Consider the following 23,772-nt stretch of genomic DNA (forward strand, 5'->3'; position numbering starts at 1 on the left):
GGTACGATGAACGACAACATTTATGACTTTATCGGAATTGGCATCGGTCCTTTCAATCTCAGCCTGGCCTGTCTGAGTGAACCTGTTGAAGGGCTGAATGGCCTCTTTCTGGATCAGAATCCGGGCTTTGACTGGCATACCGGCATGATGCTGGAAAGTGCGCATCTGCAAACGCCGTTTATGGCCGATTTGGTGACGCTGGCCGATCCCACCAGTCCTTACAGTCTGCTGAATTATATGAAGCAGAAAGGAAAACTGTATTCGTTCTATATCCGCGAAGACTTTTTCCTGATGCGTAAAGAGTACAACCAGTACTGTCAGTGGGCCTGTTCAAAGCTGAGTAACCTGCGCTGGAACACGCGCGTGGACTATGTGAGCTACGACGAAGCGTTACAGTGCTACCGCGTGCGGGCAGTCGATACGGTCAGTGGGCAGCAGCAGGACTGGCTGACCCGCAGGCTGGTGTTGGGCACCGGTCCTGAAGCCTGGCTGCCTGGCTGCAGCCATCCATACCGGTCGCGTTTTACGCACTCCAGTCAGTATCTGGCGAATAAGGCGGATTTGCAGAAAAAACCGTCCATTACCGTACTGGGTAGCGGGCAGAGCGCGGCAGAGATCTATTACGATCTGCTTACGGAGATCGATCGGTTTGGCTATCAGCTGAACTGGATAACCCGTGCGCCACGCTTTTATCCGCTGGAATATACCAAACTGACGCTGGAGATGACCTCGCCAGAATGGGTGGACTATTTCCACGCGCTGCCGGGTGAGAAACGCGATGCGCTGAATGCGCGTCACAAAAATCTCTATAAAGGCATCAACAGCACGCTGATCAACGCTATTTACGATCTGATGTACGTTAAGCAACTGGATGGCGCGCTGAACGTTAACCTGTTCACCCATTCAGAACTGACCGGAATGCGCGCGTTACCCAACGGAGAGTTCGAGCTCGCGCTGCATCAGCAGGAGCAGGATTGTGCCTTTACCCGCCGTACGCACGGTCTGGTGATGGCAACGGGCTATCAGTATCGTCCGCCGATGTTTATTGAAGGCATCAGCCAGCGTCTGCGCTGGGACGAGAAGGGCCGTTACGACGTTCAGCGTAACTACAGCATTGATCGCCACAACCAGATCTTCGTGCAGAACGCGGAGCTGCACACGCACGGCTTCGTTACACCGGATCTGGGCATGGCCTGCTATCGCAATTCGGTGCTGCTGCGTGAAATCACCGGCAAAGAGATCTATCCCGTCGAACGGCAGATTGCCTTCCAGACTTTCCCGGCTCAATCGGAATCGTAATATGTCACAGTTAACGCTTTTCACTGCCGCCCGCCCGGCAGGCCAGTTTACCCTCCGCCCCATGCAGGCCGCTGACGCCACGCTGATTCATCGCTGGGTGACGCGCGACTATGCCCGCTTCTGGGGAATGCAGAATGACACACCAGAGCAGGTCGCCGACTTTTACCACCAGCTGACGGCCAGGGATCCGCATGCGGCGTTGATCGGCTGCTGCAATGGTGAACCGGCCTTCCTTGTCGAATGCTATCGCGCCCGCGAGGATGAAGTAGGTAAATACTATCCCGCTCAGCCGGACGACTACGGCATGCATATTCTGATCGCGCCCGCGGAAACCCCGGTCAGGGAATTTAGCTGGCAGGTCTTCAGCACCGTTATGGACTACCTGTTCAGCCGCCCCGAGGTCAGTCGCGTGGTGGTCGAACCGGATGTGCGCAACGACAAAATCCATCGCCTGAACAAACGTGCGGGTTTTCGCTACCAGCACACCATTGATATGGGCCACAAAACCGCCTGGCTGGCCTTCTGTCAGCGCGACGATTATCAACAGGCATTACTGCAGGACTCACGAATGAATCACGCCACCTCACTGTTAACCGGTGCCCATCTCACCGGACCTCACTGGCTGCAGGCTAACCGTTTACTGATTCGTAAAGCGATTGCCGAATTCGCGCATGAAAAGCTGATCGTCCCCGACGAAATGCACCCAGGACGTTATCGCCTGGCCGTGCCGGGTGCCGAGGCAGAGTACCATTTTTCCGCTCAGCGTCTGGCGCTGGACCACTGGGATATCGACGTTGCCTCACTGGAAAAGCAGGAGAATGGTCGGGCGTTACCGCTGGATGCGCTGCAGTTTATTGAGGAGTTTAATGCGCAGATCGGCATTCCTCAGGCGCTGTTAGCCACCTACATGGAAGAGATCAGCAGCACCTTATGCAGCAGCGTATTTAAGTTGCAGAAGCAGAATCCAGACAGCCAGGCGCTGGTAAAAGCGGACTTCCAGACCGTGGAATCCTCCATGACGGAAGGGCATCCCTGCTTCGTCGCCAATAACGGCCGCATCGGCTTCGATGCGCGGGATTACCTGGCTTATGCTCCAGAGGCCGCCGCGCCGGTAAATCTCATCTGGGTAGCCGTGCATCGTCGTCATGCCCATTTCTTCAGCCTCAGCGCGCTGAGCTATACGCAGTTGCTGCAGGAGGAGCTAGGGCAGTCCATTCTGGATCGGTTCGCGGCTCAGCTGACAAGCCACGGGGTGGAACCCGAGGACTATATCTTTATGCCCGTGCATCCGTGGCAGTGGCAGAACAAGCTGCTGACGGTGTTTGCGGCGGATATTGCCAGTCGGGACATTATTTATCTGGGCATCGGTGATGACCAGTATCAGGCGCAGCAGTCGATTCGTACCTTCTTTAACCGCAGTCAGCCCCACAAGCGTTATGTGAAAACCGCCCTGTCGGTACTCAACATGGGCTTTATGCGCGGCTTGTCGCCGTACTATATGGCGACCACGCCTGCGATTAATGAATGGCTGGAAACGCTGGTGGCAAACGACAGCTGGCTTCAGTGCTGCAACTTCCGCATCCTGCGCGAGGTGGCCGCCGTGGGCTATCACAACCGCCATTACGAACGTGCCATTAAGGGCGATTCCGCCTATAAGAAAATGTTTGCGGCCCTGTGGCGCGATAATCCGGTTCCTGATCTGCAGCCCGGCCAGCGCTTGATGACCATGGCGGCGTTCCTGCATGTTGATCACCATCAGCAGCCGTTACTGCCCGCACTGATCGCCGACTCAGGCCTCCCCGCGGCACAGTGGGTTGAACGTTACCTTAACTGTTACCTCAGTCCGCTGCTGCACTGCTTCTATCAACACGATCTGGTGTTTATGCCCCACGGCGAAAATCTGATCCTGCTGCTGGAAAACAATGTGCCGGTCAGCGCCTACATGAAAGACATTGGCGAAGAAATCGCCGTCATGAACCCGGAGGCGGTGCTGCCGGAGAACGTCCAGCGTCTGGCAGTAGACGTGCCTGAAGAACTGAAACTGTTGTCGATTTTTACCGACGTCTTCGACTGCATCTTCCGCTTTATCAGCGCGATTTTGCACCAGTCAGGTACGCTGCCCGAGAGTCAGTTCTGGCAGTTGGTGGCACAGTGCGTGAAGGATTATCAGCAGGCGCATCCGCAGCTGGCCAGTAAATTTGCCCGCTACGATATGTTTGCGCCCACCTTTACCCGCTCCTGTCTGAACCGCCTGCAGCTGGCCAATAATCAGCAGATGATCAACCTGTCCGATCCTGCCGAAAACCTCAAGTTTGCCGGCACGCTGGAGAATCCTGTCGCCCGGTGGCGTTAACGGGATTATCACCGCCTTTCCCATCAGCGCGGTCGCCCTGGCGGCCGCGTTTTTCTCGTTTTACTGGATAATACTGACGATGGCTCGTTTTCAACCTGTCTCGCGCCTGACGCGACGACATCTGTTATTTCCTTTATCGCTGGTGCTGTTTGAGTTTGCCACCTATCTCGCCCATGACATGATTCAGCCCGGCATGCTGCGGGTCACACAGGCGTTTCACGTGGGCCCGGAGTGGGTGGCCACCTCGCTGACCGCCTATCTGATGGGCGGGATGCTGTTACAGTGGCTCCTGGGGCCGCTGTCCGACAAGCTGGGCCGCCGTCCGGTCCTGCTGACCGGTGTTGCGTTTTTTATGCTGACCTGTCTGGCGACGCACTGGGTGCAGGGCATCGGGCCGTTTATCCTGCTGCGCTTTCTGCAGGGCATCAGCCTGTGCTTTATCGGTGCGGTGGGCTATGCCGCCATTCAGGAGGCTTTTGACGAGGCACTCAGCGTAAAGATGATGGCGCTGATGGCGAACGTTGCGCTGCTGGCTCCGCTGGCCGGGCCGCTGGCGGGTACGGCGTTTCTGGCCGTCGCAGACTGGCGCACACTGTTTCTGTTTTTCGCTGCTCTGGCCGCGCTGTCGCTCATTGGCCTGGGCCTGTCGATGCCGGAAACCGCAGGTGACAGACGCACCTCCGTATCGCTGCCGTCGCTGGCGGCGGGCTATTATGCGTTGCTAAAAGACCGCCAGGTGATGTGCGGTTCGCTGGCTATTGGCCTGGTGACGATTCCCTGCCTGACATGGGTCGCGCTTTCGCCTGTTATCCTGATTCACGGTCTGGGCCTGAGCCGACTGGATTACGCACTGCTTCAACTGCCGGTCTTTATGGCAATGATTGCCGGGAATCTCACGCTGGGACGACTGGCCAGCCGTCTCTCCGTCGAGCAGCCGTTACGGTTGGGGGCCTGGCCTGTGGTTACAGGGCTTTTGATCGCTGCGCTGAGCACGTTATGGCAGGCGGACAGCTACATTGGGCTCACGGCTGGCCTCAGCCTGTACGGCTTCGGCAGCGGGATGGTCAATGCCGGACTGTACCGACTGACGTTATTTTCCAGTCAGGCAGGGAAGGGCAGCGTGGCAGCGATGCTGGGCATGGTCAGTATGGTGGTCTTTGCTTTTGGGATTGAGGCAGGCAAAGCGGCCTATTTTCATGGCGGTACCGCAGGCTTCAGCCTGTTGAACCTGATCTGTGGTGTGCTGTGGCTGTGGTTAGTACGTGTTTTTCTGCGAGAAAAACAGCGGCGACATTGCGCCGCTGTGGCATAAGCGGTGACAGGCGGCACGGATTGCCGCCCTGGGAGGGATCAGAAATCGTAGCCGACGGTCGCCACCACGGTGCGCTCTGCGCCCCAGTAGCAGAAGCCCGTGCCGTAGCAGGCAGAAACGTAGTCGCGATCGGTCAGGTTATTGGCATTAAGCTGCACAAACGCGCCTTTGAGGCTGCTGTTCCAGGCACCTAAATCAGCGCGGACCGAGGCGTCAAACAGCGTAGCGGAAGGCAGACGTGTGGTGTTCTCATTGTCTGCCCACTGCCGACCAATGTAACGCACGCCAGCACCGACGCTGATTCCCGCATCAAACTGGTATTTCGCCCAGGCAGACGCCATCGAGTCAGGCGTCACGTAAGGCGTGTGGCCGTTATTGCCGTCGATGGAATCTTTGAAGCGCACATGGTTCACCGTCACGCTCGCCAGCGTGCTCAGTCGCGGGGTGAGCTGATTATGCGCTTCCAGTTCGAGGCCCTGAGAGTGCACTTTGCCAGCCGGTTCATAATAGGAGCCTACTACCACGCGGTTACCGACATCATTCTGTGTCAGGTCGTAGATCGCGGCGGAGTAGAGATCGGACGTGCCCACGGGCTGGTACTTAATGCCGGTCTCATACTGCTCCGAGGTCGTTGGCTTCAGCAGGTTACCATCCCGTCCGGAAAGGGATTGTGGCGTAATGGCCTGGCTGTAGCTGACGTAGGGCGAAATCCCGTTATCAAAGGCATACAGCAGCGCCGCCCGGCCACTGACGTGATCATCCTGACGACGATATTGGGTATCGGTGCTGTACTGGCGGTTTTCAGAAACGATGCGATCGTAGCGGCCTGAGAGATCCAGATGCCATTTGTCCCATTTCAGCTCATCCTGCAGGTACACGCCGGTTTGATAGTAACGACGCTGTGAATTTGTAAACACGTAAGCCGGATTCACGCCCATGGCCTGACCTGTCAGCGCATTGAGTGAACTGGCCGGACCGCTGGCACCCCGTAAATCGTTCGTGTACTGATGGTATTCCGCACCGAGCACCACCTTGTGATCCACCGGACCGGTATCAAAGTCGGCTTCCAGCTGGTTATCAATCGCGTACGCCTGCAGCGACGAACGCGAGCCGGAATAGTAGCGATTGAGCAGTTCTGACTGCGGTGATGCCCAGCCAATCTGATAAACCTGATCCAGATCGACATTGGAATGGGAGTAGCTGGCATTCGAGCGAAACGCCCAGGTTTCATTAAAGCGGTGAGCGAATTCCGCGCTGTAAATCTGCTCTCGCCGCTTGAACTGATCCAGCGCGCTGTCGCCATCATAGAAACCGGTGCTGAGCTTACGCCCGTTATGTTCGGTGATGCTGCCGTCCCCTGGCACGGCACTGTGATAGCCGCCGGACGGATCTTTTTGCAGATAAGCGCGCAGCAGGAGTGACGTATCCTCATCAGGTTGCCACAGCAGTGAAGGCGAAATCGCATATTTTTCTTCGCGTGTGTGATCGTACTGCGTATCACTGTTGCGCGTTATGCCGGTCAGACGAAACGCCCACTGATCGTTGATGGCATTGGTGTAATCAAACGCAGCGCCGTTGGTGTTATGGTTGCCGGTAGACAAACGGAAATGTCCCTCAGGCGCATACTGCGGACGTCTGGAGCTTTCCATCACTAAGCCACCCGGCACCGTCTGTCCATAGAGGGCAGAAGAAGGACCTTTGATCACATCAATACGGTCGAGGAACCAGGGATCGACCTGCAGCACGTTATAGCTGCCGGGATCGCTCATCAGACGCAGACCGTCCAGGAAAATGTTATCGACATCGCCGCCGTGGAAGCCGCGCAGAGAGACCGTGTCGTAGCGGGTGGCTGCGCCAGCGAAGTTCGTGAAGGCACCGGCGGTGTAGTTAAGCGCCTGATTCACATCCATTGCGCCCTGATCGGCCATTTGCTGGCGCGTCACGACCGAAACGGACTGACCGGTGGTGATCAAAGGACGATCGGTTTTGGTTGCCCCTTTACTGACGGTCGCCGTGTAGCCTTCAGTGGGCGTGGTCGATGTTTCTTCCGGCTTTGCTGTCACCACCAGCGTATCGGCGGCAAAGGAGACCGCAGGGGCGGCAATGGCGATGGAACACAGTAGCGCTAACCGTTTCGGGCCAAAAGGCATTCTCATTGTTTATCCCTTACAAAGGCAAATACAACGCGCCCGGCAGAAGAAAGGCGCAGAAAGTCATGTGACAAAGGTGTTATGCACATTGAATGCAAATGAGAATTATTATACTTGCTGTTATTTATTACAAGATGTCTTGTGCGTTATTACACAAGAATTTAACGACGGAAAAGAAACGGGCCGGTCACGGATGCGTACCGTGGGCGTGCATGGCTCAGGTGGGAAGAAAGCGCAGGGTGCCGCGATCCAGGCAGGTCAGCCTGCGCGCCGACCTGCCTGACAGGAGGAGAATCAGATGGCGACCAGGCTCCGCACGTTATCCGTTTCCATCTCTTCACCGCGCCCGCGCTGGATAATTTCACCGCGCGACATGACCAGATAGCGGTCGGCCAGGTCCGCGGCAAAATCATAAAACTGCTCGACCAGCAGAATCGCCATGTCGCCGCGCTGTGCCAGTTGGCGGATCACCAGGCCAATCTCTTTGATCACTGAAGGCTGAATCCCTTCGGTAGGCTCGTCGAGGATCAGCAACTGTGGACGGCTGGCCAGCGCCCGGCCAATGGCCAACTGCTGTTGCTGGCCGCCGGACAGATCGCCGCCCCGGCGGGATTTCATATCGAACAATACCGGAAACAGCTGGTAAATCTCTTCAGGCACCTGCTTTGCCTGCGAGGATGAAAAGCGTGACAGGCCCATCAGCAGATTCTCTTCAACCGTCAGACGCGGAAAAATCTCCCGCCCCTGCGGCACGTAAGCCATGCCGGCCTGCACGCGCTGGTGGGGCTTTCGCCCGTTGATGATATTGTCCTGCCAGCGCACCTCGCCCGATTTAGCCGGTATTAAGCCCATCAGGCATTTCAGCAGCGTGGTTTTCCCCACACCGTTGCGGCCGAGCAGGCAGGTGACTTCACCCTGTTTAACCTCAAAAGACAGGCCACGCAGAATGTGGCTGCCGCCATAATACTGATGCAGTTCAGATACCTGTAACATTTAGCGCCCCAAATAAACGTCAATGACCTGCTCGTTGGCCTGTACCTCGCGCAGGGAACCTTCTGCCAGTACGGCTCCCTGATGCAAAACGGTGACGTGATCGGCAATGGTTTCCACGAAGCCCATATCGTGCTCAACCACCATAAGTGAATGCTTGCCCGCCAGACTGCGAAACAGTTCTGCGGTGTAGTCAGTTTCCGCATCGGTCATGCCCGCAGCGGGCTCATCAAGCAGCAGCAGGTGCGGTTCCTGCACCAGCAGCATGCCGATTTCAAGAAATTGCTTTTGGCCATGCGACAGCAGACCTGCCGGTCGCTGGCGGGCGGCGCTAAGCCGCAGCAGCGTCAGGATCTCATCGATCCGATCCCGTTGCGCGCTGTCAAGGCGCGCACGCAGGCTGGCCCAGACGGTTTTGGTGGTTTTCAGAGCAATCTCCAGATTCTCAAATACCGTCAGCGCTTCAAACACTGTCGGCTTCTGAAATTTGCGCCCAATTCCGCTACGGGCAATCTCGACCGGCGACAGGGCGATGAGGTTTTTATCCTGATCGTAAATGACCTGCCCTGTGTCGGGACGCGTTTTGCCGGTAATAACGTCCATCAGCGTGGTTTTACCTGCGCCATTAGGACCAATGATGCAGCGCAGTTCACCGACACCAATCTGCAAAGAAAGATTGTTAAGCGCACGAAACCCCTCAAAGGTTACGGTAATGTTAGCCAACTGCAGGACCGGATCGCGCCGGGCACGATAACGATCGGCTGGCAGGGTTTGGGTGAACAGGGTCTCAGTCATCTTTTCTCCGGCGCAGTAAACCCATCACGCCACGCGGCAGAAACAGCGTGACCAAAATAAACATCATCCCCAGGAAAAACAGCCAGTACTCCGGAAAAGCCACGGTGAAGACGCTTTTCGCGCCGTTGACGATGGCGGCCCCGAGCAGCGGACCGATAAGCGTACCGCGCCCGCCAAGTGCGACCCAGATAGCGGCTTCAATGGAGTTGGTCGGGGACATTTCACTGGGGTTAATAATGCCAACCTGGGGCACATAGAGCGCGCCTGCCAGGCCACATAGCATGGCCGAGAGGGTCCAGACGAACAGCTTAAAACCCCGGGGATCGTAACCGCAGAACATCAGGCGGTTTTCGGCATCCCGAACAGCGGTCAGCACCCGGCCAAATTTACTGCGGGCCAGCGCGAAGCCCAGCACCAGGCTTGCTAACAGCAGCATGACGGTAGCAATAAACAAGCCGATGCGCGTGTTGGTTGAGGTCACACTAAAGCCCAGCAGGGTCGTAAAACCGGTAAAGCCGTTGTTACCGCCAAAACCGGTTTCGTTGCGAAAGAACAGCAGCATGCCGGCATAGGTCAGCGCCTGGGTCATGATGGAGAAATACACGCCTTTGATTTTCGAGCGGAAGGCAAAGAAACCAAACACCAGCGCCAGCAGGCCCGGCACGAGGACAGTCAGACACAGCGCCCAGGCGAAATGCTGCGTGCCTGCCCAAAACCACGGCAGCCGATCCCAGGACAGGAAGGTCATAAACGCGGGCAGGCTGTCCCCGGAGGCCTGGCGCATCAGGTACATGCCCATCGCATAGCCGCCCAGCGCAAAAAACAGGCCATGCCCCAGAGAAAGTAAGCCCGCATAACCCCACACCAGATCCAGCGCCACCGCGACCACGGCGTAGCACAGAATTTTACCGACCAGCGTTAAGGTATAGGTGGAAATCGCCAGCGGATGCGAGGCGGGCAGCAGTGCCAGGAACGGCATGATCAGCAGCAGCAGCGTAACGACTGCGCCAATGCCCAGCGTCAGGCGCGGTGCCTGACGCGTCAGACGTAAGGTGAGAGGTTGCGTCATCAGTCAGTCACCCTTCCTTTCACGGCAAACAGTCCCTGCGGACGTTTCTGAATAAACAGCACGATCAACACCAGAATAAGGATTTTCCCCAATACGGCCCCCATCTGCGGCTCCAGCACTTTGTTGAGAATGCCCAGTCCCAGTGCGGCGACCACGGTTCCGGCAAGCTGGCCGACGCCGCCCAGCACCACCACCAGGAAAGAATCGATGATGTAGCCCTGGCCCAGTTCTGGCCCGACATTGCCTAACTGCGACAGGGCGACGCCGCCCAGCCCCGCGATACCGGAACCCAGACCAAATGCCAGCATGTCCACGCGGCCCGTCGGCACGCCACAGCAGTCGGCCATGGCCCGGTTTTGGGTGACGGCGCGCACGTTCATCCCCAGCCGCGTACGGTTGAGGAGCAGCCAGGTTAGTATCAGCACAAACACCACGAACAGGATGACTGCAATGCGGTTCCAGGGCAGAACCAGATTGGGCAGCACCTGCAATCCGCCCGACAGCCAGGCGGGATTGGCGACCTCCAGGTTCTGCGCACCAAACAGCATACGCACCAGCTGAATCAGCATCAGGCTGATGCCCCAGGTCGCGAGCAGGGTTTCCAGCGGGCGGCCATACAAATGGCGAATGATAGTGCGCTCCAGCGCCATTCCAATGGCTGCCGTCATCAGAAACGCGACCGGCAGCGCCAGCAGCGGATACCAGGCGATATACTGCGGAGCAAACTGCTGAAACAGGTTTTGTACCAGCCAGGTGGCGTACGCGCCCAGCATCAGCATTTCACCGTGCGCCATATTGATCACCCCCAGCAGACCGTAGGTGATGGCCAGGCCCAGCGCGGCCAGCAGCAGGATCGATCCCAGCGAGAGCCCGCTGAATGCCTGTCCCAGCAGATCGCCCCACATCAGGCGACTTTTCATCTGCTTCAGGCTGTCTGCCGCTGCCTCGCGTACCGTTTCATCGGGCTCGGCTGCGGGCTGCGTCAGGCGCTGCAGGCTGGCCTGAGTATTAGGATCGCTGGATTCGCCCAGCAGTTTGACCGCTCTAAGCCGCACTATCGGCTGCGGGCTGGTCAGCTGCAGACTGGCCGCCGTCATGGCCAGCGCAGCATGAACCTGAGGATCCGTTTCAACACTGAGGCGTTTCTCTATGAGCGGAAGCAGGTCAGCGGCCGCGTCGTTTTGTAACTGTTGCGCCGCACGCAGGCGCACGCCGGCATCAGGGCTTACCAGCTGATGGGCGGCGAGAGCACTGGCGACCAGTACACGCAGACGGTTGTTCATAAACAGCTTTTTAACGTCGCCGTTGGGCTGTGCGGCGTCATCCAGTGGCTGAAGCGTATTCCCGGTTTTACTAAAGGGATGGTGGTCCTGATCCGTCACGACGGTTTCGGCTTTTAACGCTTCCAGCAAGGGTAAACGGCGGGCATCTGGCGCAGCGGCCCACTGTTGCAGCAGATCGGCCTGCTGAGTTCGGCTGGCGGCGGCAAAGTCCGTAGCGGGTCCGGCGCTGGCAAACAGCGGCAGAAGCAGCAATAACGCTAAAAAATTCAGGCGAAGCATCATGGTGAGCCTCATCAAAAGGGCGAGCATAGGATGTCCTGACGGCCGCCCTCACAGCCAGCGCGAGGGCGGTCTGAGTTTTACTGCGTCGTTTTCACGGGATGATCCGGTTTTTTATCATTGCCGGGAATATACGGGCTCCAGGGCTGGGCGCGTACCGGTTTGTCCGTCTGCCAGACCACGTTAAACTGACCGTTTTCTTCAACTTCGCCAATCATCACGGGTTTGTGCAGATGGTGGTTGGTCTGATCCATCGTCAGGGTAAACCCGTCCGGGGCCTTAAAGGTCTGACCGGCCATGGCCGCACGCACTTTATCCACATTGGTCGTACCGGCTTTCTCGACGGCCTGCGCCCACATATGAATGCCTACGTAGGTGGCTTCCATCGGGTCATTGGTTACCACGGTGCTGGCATTCGGCAGATTGTGCGCTTTTGCATAAGCCCGATAGTCGGCAACAAATTTCGCGTTGGTCGGATTATCTAAGGATTCAAAATAGTTCCAGGCTGCCAGCTGACCGACCAGCGGTTTAGTATCAATCCCACGAAGTTCCTCTTCACCCACCGAGAAGGCTACGACCGGGATATCGGTGGCTTTGATGCCCTGGTTAGCCAGTTCCTTGTAGAACGGTACGTTGGAATCGCCATTGATGGTGGAGACCACCGCGGTTTTGCCGCCAGCGGCGAACGTCTTGATATTAGAGACGATGGTCTGGTAATCGCTGTAGCCAAACGGGGTGTACACTTCCTCGATATCTTTATCCTGCACGCCTTTTGAATGCAGGAAGGCGCGTAAAATCTTGTTGGTGGTGCGGGGATAAACATAATCTGTTCCCAGCAGGAAGAAACGTTTGGCCCCGCCGCCATCCTGGCTCATCAGGTATTCCACCGCCGGAATCGCCTGCTGGTTTGGTGCTGCACCGGTATAAAAGACGTTCGGCGACATCTCTTCACCTTCGTACTGCACCGGATAGAAGAGCAGACCATTCAGTTCTTCAAAGACCGGCAGCACGGATTTGCGCGATACCGAGGTCCAGCAACCAAACACCACAGCCACTTTGTCCTGGGTCAGCAGTTGCCGGGCTTTCTCGGCGAACAGCGGCCAGTTTGAGGCCGGATCCACCACCACGGGCTCCAGTTTTTTCCCCAGCACGCCGCCTTTGGCGTTAATTTCATCGATGGTCATCAGGGCGACATCTTTAAGTGGCGTTTCAGAAATGGCCATGGTGCCGGAAAGGGAGTGCATGATGCCTACTTTGATGGTGTCAGCCGCCTGAGCGCTCCAGGCGAACCCCATGCCCGCGACGGTAGCTGAGAGAGCAAAAGCTTTAAGCAATGAACGTCTTTTCATCGATGGTAAACCCCTAATGGTATGGATACGTTATTCAATGGGTTGAAGCCGGGCCTGCTGGAGCATGTGTAGCGTGATTTTTCTGACCTCCGCTTTACTGACGGCAATGTGCCCGGTCAGGATCTGGCGGGCGTCGCGGGTCTCTTGCAATAAAATGGCTCGCAAAATCTGTGCGTGTTCGCGATAGGTCGCCGCAATACGATCTTCCCGGGTAAAATCAAGCCGCCGGATAATGCGGATTTTTTCTGTCAGCTCGGCATGGATCCGCGCCATTTCCGCATTGCCCGCAGCGGCGACCAGCGTCATATGAAACGCCTCATCATGCTGTGAAACCCGCTTGCCATCTTCTACCTGCGCGGCTTCGCACCAGAACTGATACAGCTCGCGTAGCCGGTCGGCGCACTGGGTCGGCGGCAACGCACACAGGCGCGTGACCGCCTCGCACTCCAGGACGGTACGCAAATCGTACAGCTCTTCGAAGTAGGCAAAATCAAAGGCTTTCACCTGCCAGCCGCTGCGAAACCACACGTCGACATAGCCTTCACGCTCCAGCCAGAACAGGGCCTGGCGAACCGGGGTGCGGCTGACCGCCATGCGCTCTGCAATCTCACTTTCGCTGAAGCGGTCGCCGGGCATCAGGCGGAACTCAAAAATGTCGTTTTTCAGTGCCTGGTAAACCCGTTCTGCCAGTGCTTCCGGGCGGGCTTTGCTTCGTGGTGATCGGGTCGTCATCGGCGCTCCTTATTCCAGCCACAGCAGCGTGTCGCCAGGGCTGACAGGGCGGCCGGCCTGGCAGGCCACGCGTTTCACCCGACCCGCGCAGGGAGCCGTAATGGCCAGTTCCATTTTCATTGCTTCAACAATCACCAGTGTTTGTCCAGCACTCACCGTCTCGCCCGCCTGCACCAGCACTTTCCAGATGTTGCCGTTCATATCTGCCTGTACAGCCTGCGCGCTGTTATCCTCAGCGGGCGCGTCTGACTCGGCCTCAGTGGAAGTGGGGGCTTCCGGCTCCTCCTGCGACCAGAGCCGGACCTCCTGCTCAAATGCCGCGGCCTGGCGCTGGCGAAACGCCGCAATGTCGTCGGCGTTCGCCGCCAGAAACGCCTGGTGAGCGGCAAAATCGAATTCAGTTTCTTCGATACGCAGCGCAGCACGGCCCTCGCGGAAATCATCACGAAGTTGCGCCAGTTCCTCTTCGCTCACCGGATAGAAGCGCACCTGATCGAAGAAGCGCAGGAGCCAGGGCTCACCGGCACCGAACTGCGGGTTTTTCAGGAAGGTGTTCCAGATGGGTAACGTACGGCCGACAAGCTGGTAACCGCCGGGAGAGTCCATGCCGTAAATGCACATGTACATGCCGCCGATGCCGACGGTGCCCTCTGCGGTAAAGGTACGGGCCGGACTGTACTTGGAGCTGAGCAGGCGATGGCGAGGATCAATCGGCACCGCGCAGGGTGCACCCAGATAAACATCGCCCAGGCCCAAAATCAGGTAGCTGGCATTGAACAGCGTATCGCGGACCTGTTCACGATCGGATAATCCATTGATACGTTGAATAAAATCGACATTATTGGGTAGCCAGGGCGCGCTGGCGCGCACGGTTTCTTTATAACGTTCGACGGCACCGAGCGTGGCGCTGTCTTCAAACGCCATCGGCATCCAGACAATGCGAGAGGGCACTTTCAGCGTGCTGACATCACCGAGCATGGCTTCCCGGGCCAGCAGCTCGGACATTAACTGGGACTGCGACAGGGTAAGGCTGTCATAGCGAATTTGCAGTGAACGCACGCCGGGGGAGAGCTCTTCGATGCCGTCAACCGGTCGCTCACGCAGCGACGCCATCAGCAGATGAACACGGAGGCGGAGCGCCAGATCCAGCACGTTGTCGCCATATTCGATCAGAATGTATTTATCGCCGGCCTGACGATACACCGCCTGCGGTGTGGTGTCGGTGGCGGCAACGGCGGCGAGCACGGTAGCGGAGCCAAAGCGGTTGTCGGCCAGCGACGGTACGTCAAACGTCTGCGCCGTGTGCGGACGCAACGTGGCGATGACCTGCAACCGGGCATTTTCCAGCGCGACGGCTTCTTCGACGCTGATGGGATGGAAGCGAATTTTATCGCCCGGTTTGACCTGGCCGACCTTCCACAGTTCGGCTTTGGCTATCGTCACCGGGCAGACAAAGCCGCCGAGGCTGGGACCGTCGTGGGTCAGGATGACCGGAAAGTCACCGGTGAAGTTGATTGCGCCAATCGCGTATTCACAGTCGTGCACGTTGGACGGATGCAGGCCCGCTTCACCGCCGTTAGCGCGCGTCCAGGTCGGTTTAGGCCCGACCAGACGTACACCAAGGCGGTTGGAGTTGTAGTGAACCTGCCAGTCGCTGGCAAAGAATTCATCGATGGCGGCCTGGGTGAAAAAGTCAGGTGCGCCGTGCGGTCCGTACAGGACACCAATGTGCCATTCGCTGGTGTACGTTGGGATCAGCGCCGGGCTGAGTGCCTGCGGAGCGCTGACCGGCGCGGGCGTGGTGCAGGCTGCCAGTGACGGTTGCGAGACAGGCAGCATATCGGCAACCCGAAGCGTGCGACCGGCGTGCCCGCCAAACTGGCCCAGAGAAAAGGTGGAACGACTGCCAAGGTATTCCGGGACATCAAAGCCGTTACGGATAGCCAGATAACAGCGGCAACCGCGCTGGGCGCGACCCAGTGTCAGCGTTTGACCAGCATTGACCGTTATCGGCTGCCAGTTGCTGACAGGGATGCCATCCAGTGTGGCGCCGCAGTCTGCCCCTGTGAGAGCAAGGGTCGCCGCGCAATGAAAGCGCAGCGTTGGGCCCTGCAGGGTAAATTCCAGCCCGGCCGCCGACTCATGATTTCCGACGATGCGGTTGGCAAGGCGGAAGGCATAATCATCCATCGGACCTGACGGCGGTACGCCGATATTCCAGTAACCCAGACGGCCCGGCACGTCCTGGATGGAGCTGAACGTGCCCGCCTGCAGCACTTCGACTACGGCTGCCGCGGGCGTAAAGCTGTCCAGAAAACGTGTCCAGACCTTGCCGCTACGGAACGCCTCGGTGGCCACGACCTGCCGCAGATAATCAAGATTGGTGGCGATACCGTGCAGTTGTGTGGCGTTCAGTGCGCATTGCAGTTTTTTCAGCGCCGCCTCTCGCGTGTCCGCATGGACGATGAGCTTGGCGATCATCGGATCGTAATAGCTGGAAACCTCGCTGCCGGTCGTCACCCAACTGTCCACACGGACATCGTCAGGAAAACTGACATGCGTGAGCACGCCGGGGCTGGGCTGGAAGTTTTTTAACGGATCTTCGGCGTACAAACGGACTTCAATCGACGCGCCCTGCGGTGCCTGCTGCAGGCGCGGCCAGTCGATCGCTTCGTCAGCGGCGACGCGCAACATGCATTCCACCAGGTCGAGGCCGGTGACGCATTCGGTGACCGGATGCTCAACCTGCAGGCGGGTATTCACTTCCAGGAAATAGAAGGCGTCCTGCTGTGCATCATAAATGTATTCTACGGTCCCCGCGCTGCGGTAATTGACTACCTCACCCAGCCGAACGGCCGAGGCGAGCAACGCCGCGCGCGTGGCCGTGGGCAGGCAGGGCGCGGGGGTTTCCTCCACCACTTTCTGGTTGCGGCGTTGCAGCGAACAGTCGCGCTCGCCCAGCGCCACCACGGTGCCCTTGCCATCACCGAAGATCTGCACTTCCACGTGGCGGGCATGATCGATACAGCGTTCGAGGAAAACGCCGGCGTCACTAAAGAATTGTTCGCCCAGTCGACGGACGCTCTCCCAGGCATTGCGCAGTGCCCCGGCGTCGGCACAGCGCGTCAGCCCAATGCCTCCGCCGCCTGCCGTGCTTTTTAACATCACCGGATAACCGATGGATTCGGCTGCGCTGAGGGCGTCATCAAGTGTGTTGAGCAGCGGCGTGCCTGGCGTCATCGGTACTCCGGCCTGCGCGGCTAACTCACGGGCGCGATGTTTCAGCCCAAACTCGCCAATTTGCGCAGCCGTGGGACCGACAAACACGATACCGGCCTGTTCACAGGCGGCAGCAAAGGGCAGACTCTCTGACAGAAAACCATAGCCGGGCCAGACCGCCTGGGCGCCCGTTTCCTGCGCCGCCGCCAGAATTTTGTCGACGCGCAGATAGCTGTCACTGGCTTTGTCGCCGCCCAGACCCACGGCGATATCCGCCTCTTTCACATGCTGCGCGTTGCGGTCGGCATCGGAAAACACGGCCACGCTTTCAATGCCCAGACGTTTCAGCGTGCGGATGGCGCGACAGGCAATTTCACCCCGGTTAGCAATCAGGACTGTGCTGAACATAATTAGTTACTCCCAGGCGAGGCAAGCCAGTTACGCCAGCCGCCAAATTCAGTGATTTCCAGCGCGCCGGTTAGCGCGGCACCTTCACAAATAAAGCCTTTCACCACACGTCCATCGGCAAGCGTCAGATTGCCAATGCCCAGTGGGGCAGGGATTTCCGCCACAAACTCACCGAAGCGCGCCAGCGGGATATCCCAGAGTTCAACGGTAATGGCCGCCCCCTGTTCTGTGCGCATCAGGCCGGGTTTCTTAATCGGACCCTCTAATAAGGCAAACAGACGATACTGGCTGGCGGTCTGCGTCTCTTCCACCAGAACGGCCTGGCGCGTGGTGAGCTGGAAATTAAGGGGCATCCCGGTCAGGTGTGCGCCGACGACGGCCACACGAACATGATCGTGGGATGGAGGAAGCGCCGTCGGGGAGGACGGCAGTGGCAGGCCGGTTGCGCCGAGAGGCAGGGCCAGAGCCTGCTGCCAGCGCAGGCCAAACTGCGCCAGCGCGCGGTCATGCCAGGCGGGAGCGATGAGCGTAATGCCTGCCGGCAGGTCGTCGTTTCTGAACGGGGCGGGCAGGGCCAGTGCAGCAAGATCGGCCAGATTAGTGAAGTTGGTATAAGTGCCAAAATGCGCGTTATACAGCACCGGCTCCTGCTGCATTTCGTCCAGCGTGTAAATGGTGGGCGAGGTGGGCACCACCAGCGCATCAAACGAGGCCAGAACCTGCTGAATGTGCCGGGCCAGTTCGGCACGCTGGTATTCGGCCTGCCAGGCATCCACGGCGCTGTACTTCAGGCCATTCGCCACAATGCCGTGGACCACCGGATCCATGTTCTCTGGCTGGTTAAGCATCTCGCCTACGGCGACGGTGCGCTCGGCGACCCACGGACCCTGATAAAGCTGCTCGGCGAGCTGGCGGAAAGGGGTAAAGTCAATGGGATGCAACGTCGCGCCGGTCGCCTTCAGTGCGCTGAGCGCGGCATCCCAGGCGGCTTCGGCGGCGGCATCATCGTAAAATTCCGGTGTAGCCGGAATGGCGAAATCAGGACGGGCTTTCATGCCTGCCGGTGCCGTACGGGGATTTACGCGCGAATAGGCGTCTTTCTCGTCGTAGCCACCGGCCAGGCTGGCCACGGTAAAGGCGTCTTCAACCGTCAGCGCAAACACCGAAATCGTATCGTTCAGGCGACAGGCCGGGACCACACCACGGGCAGAGAACCAGCCCTTTGTCGGTTTCAGGCCGACAATATTGTTAAACCCTGCCGGCACCCGACCTGACCCGGCGGTGTCAGTGCCGAGTGAGAAAGCCACCAGGCCACGCGCCAGTACTGAGGCCGATCCGGAACTGGATCCGCCACTGACAAAATCAGGATCAAAGGTATTACACACCGCGCCATAAGGTGACCGTGTGCCCACCAGGCCGGTTGCAAACTGATCAAGGTTGGTTTTGCCGATGACCACCGCACCTGCTGCTTTCAGGCGCGCCACCACAAAGGCATCCTCTTCAGCGGTGTAGCTAAACGCCGGGCAGGCGGCGGTAGTCGGCCAGCCTGCGACATCAATATTGTCTTTGACCGCGAACGGCACACCGAACAAAGGAAGCGCGTCGGGATTCTGCTGATAGCGTGCCAGAAGCGGCGTGATTTGTGCTTCGAGCTGCGCCGGACTGGCAAGACAGATCCAGGCATTATCACTGGGTTCCTGTTCCGCCAGGTGGGTTGCCAGCAACGTGTGAAGCTGCTGTGGGTGCTGCCGGGCGCGTTGCTGCCATTCGCTAAGGGTCAAGCCAGATGTTGAAGCCATGCAATAAATTCCAACTGGTATACAAGATGGCATTCAACAGAGCAAAGGCTGTGCCAGATTTTTAACTTGATGAATCAAAGAGATAAAGCGGCATGCCATAAGTTTATGTGATGATAAAATGCACAGCCGTAGCGCAGAACGTGTGACATTGCGGTGCGCCACGCCTGCGCAAAGGTAAATTTTGTGAAGAACATGGCAAGAGTGGGTTCCCCTGGTTAGCATGAATAACGTCTGGCACCCTGCCAGGGCCCAGCAACAGAGGAGATTTACGTGGAGAAGTGGCGTAACGGGATGATAGGGTTCTGCCTGGTGAGCATGGCCGGCAGCGCATGGGCTGATTCGCTTGATCAACAACGGCAACGATATCAACAGATTAAACAGGCGTGGGACAGTAACCAGATGGCGACAGTCGATCAACTGTTACCGACGCTGCAGGATTATCCGCTTTATCCCTACTTAGAATACCGTTTGCTGGCGCAGGATCTGGATCAGGAAACCAGCCTGGCGGTGCAGAACTTCATTCAAAAGTACCCCACCTTGCCCCCGGCACGGTCGCTGAAAACACGGTTTGTGAACGTGCTGGCCCATCGTCAGGACTGGCAAGGCGTACTGAATTTCAGTCCGGATGAACCGACGCCGGTGCAGGCGCGCTGCAACTGGTATTACGCAAAATGGTCTACCGGTCAGCAGCAGGCGGCCTTTGCGGGCGCAAAAGCGATTTGGCTGCGCGGCACCGCCTTGCCGAATGACTGTGACAAGCTGTTTTCAGTCTGGCAGGCCTCAGGGCAGCTCTCGCCTATTACGGTGCTGGAACGCATTCGTCTGGCGATGAAAGCGGGCAATGACAGCCTTGTCAGCTATCTGGCGAAGATGCTGCCCGCTGATTATAAGACGATGTCGGATGCCTTACTGACGCTGCAGAAAGATCCCCAGTCCGTAACGACTTTTGCCAACAGCGTTGGTGCCACCGACTTTACGCGCCAGGCCACTATCTTTGCCTTCGCCCGTGTGGCGCGTGCCGATATGGAAAATGCCCGCAGCATGATTCCCGAACTGGTCCGGGCGCAAAAAATGGGGCCGGAGGATGAACAGGCGCTGAAGGAGATTGTGGTCTGGCGCATGATGGGCAGCGATCTGACTTCTGAGCAAGCGCGCTGGCGCGATGCGGTGGTGATGAACAGCGAATCAACTGCCTTGCTGGAGCGGCGCGTCCGCCTGGCGCTGAGTGAAAATGACCGTCGTGGCCTGAATACCTGGATTGCCCGTCTGCCGGTAGAAGCGAAAGAGAAAGACGAATGGCAATACTGGCAGGCCGATCTGCTTTATTCCAAAGATCGCAAAGAAGAAGCCGATGAGATTCTGCGCAAACTGATGACGTCACGCGGCTTTTACCCGATGGTGGCTGCACAGCGTCTGGGCGTGAATTATCCTCTGCAGGTAGATGCCGCACCGAAACCCGACAGCGCCACGATACAGGGGCCCGAGCTGGCCCGGGTACGCGAGCTGATGTACTGGGGGCTGGATAATCTGGCGCGAAGCGAATGGGCCAACCTGATTAACAGCAAAACCCATGTCCAGCAGCAGATGCTGGCGCGTTACGCAAGCGAGCAGGACTGGTGGGATCTCAGCGTACAGGCCACCATCACCGCAAAAATGTGGGACAGCCTGAAAGAACGCTTCCCGCTGGCATGGCAGAATCTTTATAAGCAGAACACACAGGGGAAAACCATTCCGCAGAGCTATGCGATGGCGATTTCCCGTCAGGAAAGTGCGTGGAACCCGAAAGCGCGTTCCCCGGTCGGTGCGAGTGGCCTGATGCAAATTATGCCCGCCACCGCCACGCATACCGTGAAGATGTTTAGCATTCCTGGCTATGTGAATCCGTCTCAGCTGTTCGATCCGCAAACCAATATCCAGATTGGCACGCAGTATCTGGATTATGTCTATCAGCAGTTTGATAAGAACCGGATCTTCGCCTCGGCGGCCTACAACGCCGGGCCCGGTCGCGTACGGACCTGGCAAAACAGCACCGCGGGCAATCTGAGTGCCGTCGCCTTCATCGAAACCATTCCGTTTTCCGAAACGCGGGGTTACGTGAAGAATGTGCTGGCTTATGATGCCTACTATCGCTACTTCCTGGGCCAGCCTGACAAGATCCTGTCAGATGCTGAGTGGAATCGCCGTTACTAGCTGTGTTAAGCTTCCGTACTCTTTAGTGAGTACGGAAGCCCTCTCATGAACCAACCTGCTGTGCCACCCGAAACTGAACAGGCTGCGGAGTCGAACTGGCTACGTTTTGTTGATCTGATTCAGCAGGCGTTTGCCGACCAGCATGCGTTACCGCTCCTGCAACTCATGATGACGCCCGATGAGCGTGAAGCCTTTGGCACACGTCTGCGTATCATCGAATCGCTGCTGAACGGCGACATGAGCCAGCGTGAGTTGAAAAATGAGCTTGGCGTTGGCATCGCGACCATCACCCGGGGATCGAACAGCCTGAAAGAGGCGCCTCCCGCACTCAAGCGCTGGCTGGAGGCCCAATTGCGCCACCCGGAGTCGATTACGCGTAATAAGGATGTGTAAACGGGCAGAGCGCCAGAATTAACGCCTGATGATACACACTGGAGCGGCTGAGCAGACCATGGGTTAACGTGCCTATCGCACCGCCTTTGTGTTTAATGTTTTCTATGCCGGTCAGGCGCGCCATCTCGTCGCCCAGTTCACGGCCTTCACGTAAACCCGCCATCACGGGCGGCGGCAGCGTAAAGCTGGCTGAACGTGATTCACCCCGCTGCTTGTGGTTTTCCACCACTATCCAGGCAAACGCACTCTCTTCTTCAATGCCTGCTTCAATCGCGACCCAAAAATCGGCTTCCGGGCGAACCTGACGGGCATTCATGACGCGCTGACGTGCGCCGGTGCGGGTTTCAAGATTAGAGAGGGGCTGTGCTGCCACGCCGCTCTCGACCTCCACCCCTTCTGTGTGGCAGGATCCCTCGCCGAAAACGTCGTTGAATGCCTGAGCAATCGCACGAATCTTCGCTGGATTGGTGGTAGCTGCGACGACATGGTACATAATTAATTGAACCCTCAGGTAATAAAGGCGATTTTGGTCGCAGTATAACGGAAACTACGCATGCTACAGGTCTATCTTGTTCGTCACGGTGAAACGGTATGGAATGCAGAACGCCGCATTCAAGGGCACTCCGACAGTCCGCTGACGGCAAAAGGCGAGCACCAGGCCCGTCAGGTCGGTGAACGGATTAAACACGCAGGTATCACCCATATCATTTCCAGCGACTTAGGACGTACCCGACGTACGGCAGAAATCATTGCCGATGCCTGCGGCTGCGATGTCACCTTTGACGCCCGCCTGCGCGAACTGAATATGGGCGTGCTGGAAAAACGCCTGCTGGACGAGTTGAGTGCGGAAGAAGAGGGCTGGCGCGCGTCGCTGGTTAACGGCACTGAGGGTGGCCGTATTCCGCAGGGCGAATCCATGACAGAACTGGCGCAGCGTATGCAGGATGCCCTGAATGCCTGCCTGGCGTTACCGGCTGGCAGCCGCCCCTTGATTGTCAGCCATGGTATGGCGCTGGGCGTGCTGGTGAGCACCATTCTGGGATTGCCTGCGTATGCGGAACGTCGTCTTCGTCTGCGTAACTGTTCGATTTCCCGCGTTGATCATCAACAAAGCGCCTGGCTGGCAGCGGGCTGGGTGGTCGAAACGGCGGGAGATATTTCGCATCTTGACGAGCCCGCGCTGGACGAACTCCAGCGGTAAGTTGACAGATTATGCCGTCATCGCGACGGCATAATCACAAACGCGATTAACGGCGAATCGGGATCAGATACTCGCACTTAATATCTGCTGGGGGTTCGGTCCGTTTCTTTCCGCCATGGGTAATAAAACGTTCAATATCCTGGCCCTGACGGCGAGTCAGTCCCAGTGTCGGCATGCAGGTGCCATACAGTAACAGGATAAATTCCTGCAAATCTACGCGGGGACCTGCATAGTTGAACTGCACATAGTCGCCTGCTTCCAGGCTGACGTTCTGCCCGGAGTGCATATTCGTTGCGCTGTCCACAGGCACCGCCGTGGTATACAGAATCTCCTGCTCATCATCCTTTTCATGACTGGCACGGACCTGGTGCAGACCGTAAAGCACTGGCGGCACCGTATCCGTTTCCAGCAGAAACTGCCGCCAGAAGTGGAGGCGCATTTCATCACGATATTTGGAAATTTGTTCCAGCGTGCAGGTGTAGCTCTGTGTCTGACCAAACAGTACGGTTTCCGGCAGCGTAACGAACTGGTGTTCCGGCAGCGTGTCATTGCCCAGGCGAATCGGCGGGCGAATGCCGAAGGAGTTCCAGTCAGATGAACGGCGATACCATGCAGGGGTTTGATTAAACTGCTTTTTAAATGCACGCGTAAAGGTCTGCTGGGAATCGAACCGATACTGTAAGGCGATATCAAGAATCGGGCGACTGGTCAGGCGAAGCGCGACGGCGGCTTTAGAAAGACGCCGTGCCCGGATGTAAGCGCCGATGGCGTGCCCGGTGACATCTTTGAACATCCGTTGTAGATGCCATTTAGAATAACCTGCCTTAATGGAAACGTTATCCAGTGAAAGGGGTTGATCCAAATGGCTCTCCAGCCAGGCAAGCAAATCGCGAATGATACCGGCTTGGTCCATAAAACATCCTCATACTCTGGTGGCGCAGCTAAATGAAG

General features: G+C 57.7%; 17 protein-coding genes. 6 read left to right on the plus strand and 11 right to left on the minus strand.

The window, feature by feature from the left end; translation table 11 throughout:
* Positions 1-6: 6 nt before the first annotated feature.
* From C1N64_RS05995 to C1N64_RS06005, 3 genes are all read left to right on the plus strand, one after another.
* Positions 7-1,299, plus strand: a complete 1,293-nt coding sequence (locus C1N64_RS05995) for a lysine N(6)-hydroxylase/L-ornithine N(5)-oxygenase family protein (RefSeq protein ID WP_110267872.1) — start codon at positions 7-9, stop codon at positions 1,297-1,299.
* Between the two features lies 1 nt (position 1,300).
* Positions 1,301-3,652 carry a GNAT family N-acetyltransferase gene (locus C1N64_RS06000; protein WP_394515332.1) on the plus strand — a complete coding sequence of 784 codons (2,352 nt, stop codon included), beginning with the start codon at positions 1,301-1,303 and terminating at the stop codon, positions 3,650-3,652.
* A gap of 79 nt (positions 3,653-3,731) precedes the next feature.
* A complete protein-coding gene (locus C1N64_RS06005; RefSeq protein WP_033740203.1) occupies positions 3,732-4,964 on the plus strand; it encodes an MFS transporter in 1,233 nt (410 codons plus the stop codon).
* 38 nt (positions 4,965-5,002) lie between these two features.
* On the opposite strand, the gene C1N64_RS06010 is transcribed toward C1N64_RS06005, so the two are convergent.
* The 9 genes from C1N64_RS06010 to atzF form a co-directional block, all read right to left on the minus strand.
* A complete protein-coding gene (locus tag C1N64_RS06010) occupies positions 5,003-7,120 on the minus strand; it encodes a TonB-dependent siderophore receptor (protein ID WP_367143324.1) in 2,118 nt (705 codons plus the stop codon).
* A gap of 288 nt (positions 7,121-7,408) precedes the next feature.
* Positions 7,409-8,107 carry an urea ABC transporter ATP-binding subunit UrtE gene (gene urtE, locus C1N64_RS06015; protein ID WP_033740208.1) on the minus strand — a complete coding sequence of 233 codons (699 nt, stop codon included), beginning with the start codon at positions 8,105-8,107 and terminating at the stop codon, positions 7,409-7,411.
* Positions 8,108-8,899, minus strand: a complete 792-nt coding sequence (gene urtD, locus C1N64_RS06020) for an urea ABC transporter ATP-binding protein UrtD (RefSeq protein WP_039338787.1) — start codon at positions 8,897-8,899, stop codon at positions 8,108-8,110.
* Positions 8,892-9,968 carry an urea ABC transporter permease subunit UrtC gene (urtC, locus tag C1N64_RS06025; RefSeq protein ID WP_263756978.1) on the minus strand — a complete coding sequence of 359 codons (1,077 nt, stop codon included), beginning with the start codon at positions 9,966-9,968 and terminating at the stop codon, positions 8,892-8,894. Before urtC ends, urtD begins: the two co-directional genes overlap by 8 nt.
* A complete protein-coding gene (urtB, locus tag C1N64_RS06030; protein ID WP_110268091.1) occupies positions 9,968-11,533 on the minus strand; it encodes an urea ABC transporter permease subunit UrtB in 1,566 nt (521 codons plus the stop codon). Before urtB ends, urtC begins: the two co-directional genes overlap by 1 nt.
* Before the next feature lie 77 nt (positions 11,534-11,610).
* The gene (urtA, locus tag C1N64_RS06035; protein ID WP_033740212.1) at positions 11,611-12,879 is read right to left on the minus strand and encodes an urea ABC transporter substrate-binding protein; all 1,269 of its coding nucleotides are present in this window, start codon (positions 12,877-12,879) and stop codon (positions 11,611-11,613) included.
* Between the two features lie 30 nt (positions 12,880-12,909).
* A complete protein-coding gene (locus C1N64_RS06040) occupies positions 12,910-13,611 on the minus strand; it encodes a GntR family transcriptional regulator (protein WP_006117610.1) in 702 nt (233 codons plus the stop codon).
* Between the two features lie 9 nt (positions 13,612-13,620).
* Positions 13,621-17,238: an urea carboxylase gene (uca, locus tag C1N64_RS06045; protein ID WP_367143323.1), complete on the minus strand. Its 3,618-nt coding sequence runs from the start codon at positions 17,236-17,238 to the stop codon at positions 13,621-13,623.
* Positions 17,239-17,240: 2 nt separating this feature from the next.
* Positions 17,241-19,037, minus strand: a complete 1,797-nt coding sequence (atzF, locus tag C1N64_RS06050) for an allophanate hydrolase (RefSeq protein WP_367143322.1) — start codon at positions 19,035-19,037, stop codon at positions 17,241-17,243.
* Positions 19,038-19,307: 270 nt separating this feature from the next.
* On the opposite strand from atzF, the gene sltY reads away from it, so the two are divergent.
* Together sltY and trpR are read left to right on the plus strand one after the other, a co-directional pair.
* Positions 19,308-21,227 (plus strand): murein transglycosylase, encoded by a 1,920-nt coding sequence (sltY, locus tag C1N64_RS06055; RefSeq protein WP_039338782.1) that lies wholly within the window; start codon positions 19,308-19,310, stop codon positions 21,225-21,227.
* Between the two features lie 45 nt (positions 21,228-21,272).
* Positions 21,273-21,620: a trp operon repressor gene (gene trpR / locus C1N64_RS06060; RefSeq protein WP_033740217.1), complete on the plus strand. Its 348-nt coding sequence runs from the start codon at positions 21,273-21,275 to the stop codon at positions 21,618-21,620.
* Here trpR and yjjX read toward each other — a convergent pair.
* Complete coding sequence (gene yjjX, locus C1N64_RS06065; RefSeq protein ID WP_006117615.1) at positions 21,598-22,113, minus strand: inosine/xanthosine triphosphatase; 516 nt, start codon at positions 22,111-22,113, stop codon at positions 21,598-21,600. The genes trpR and yjjX overlap by 23 nt on opposite strands.
* Positions 22,114-22,173: 60 nt before the next feature.
* On the opposite strand from yjjX, the gene gpmB reads away from it, so the two are divergent.
* Positions 22,174-22,821, plus strand: a complete 648-nt coding sequence (gene gpmB, locus C1N64_RS06070) for a 2,3-diphosphoglycerate-dependent phosphoglycerate mutase GpmB (RefSeq protein WP_033740218.1) — start codon at positions 22,174-22,176, stop codon at positions 22,819-22,821.
* A 46-nt stretch (positions 22,822-22,867) separates the two neighbouring features.
* Here the strand turns inward: gpmB and robA are convergent, their stop codons facing one another.
* Positions 22,868-23,734 carry an MDR efflux pump AcrAB transcriptional activator RobA gene (gene robA, locus C1N64_RS06075; RefSeq protein WP_006117617.1) on the minus strand — a complete coding sequence of 289 codons (867 nt, stop codon included), beginning with the start codon at positions 23,732-23,734 and terminating at the stop codon, positions 22,868-22,870.
* Positions 23,735-23,772 lie beyond the last annotated feature (38 nt).

It is taken from the genome of Pantoea sp. SGAir0215, from assembly GCF_043543215.1.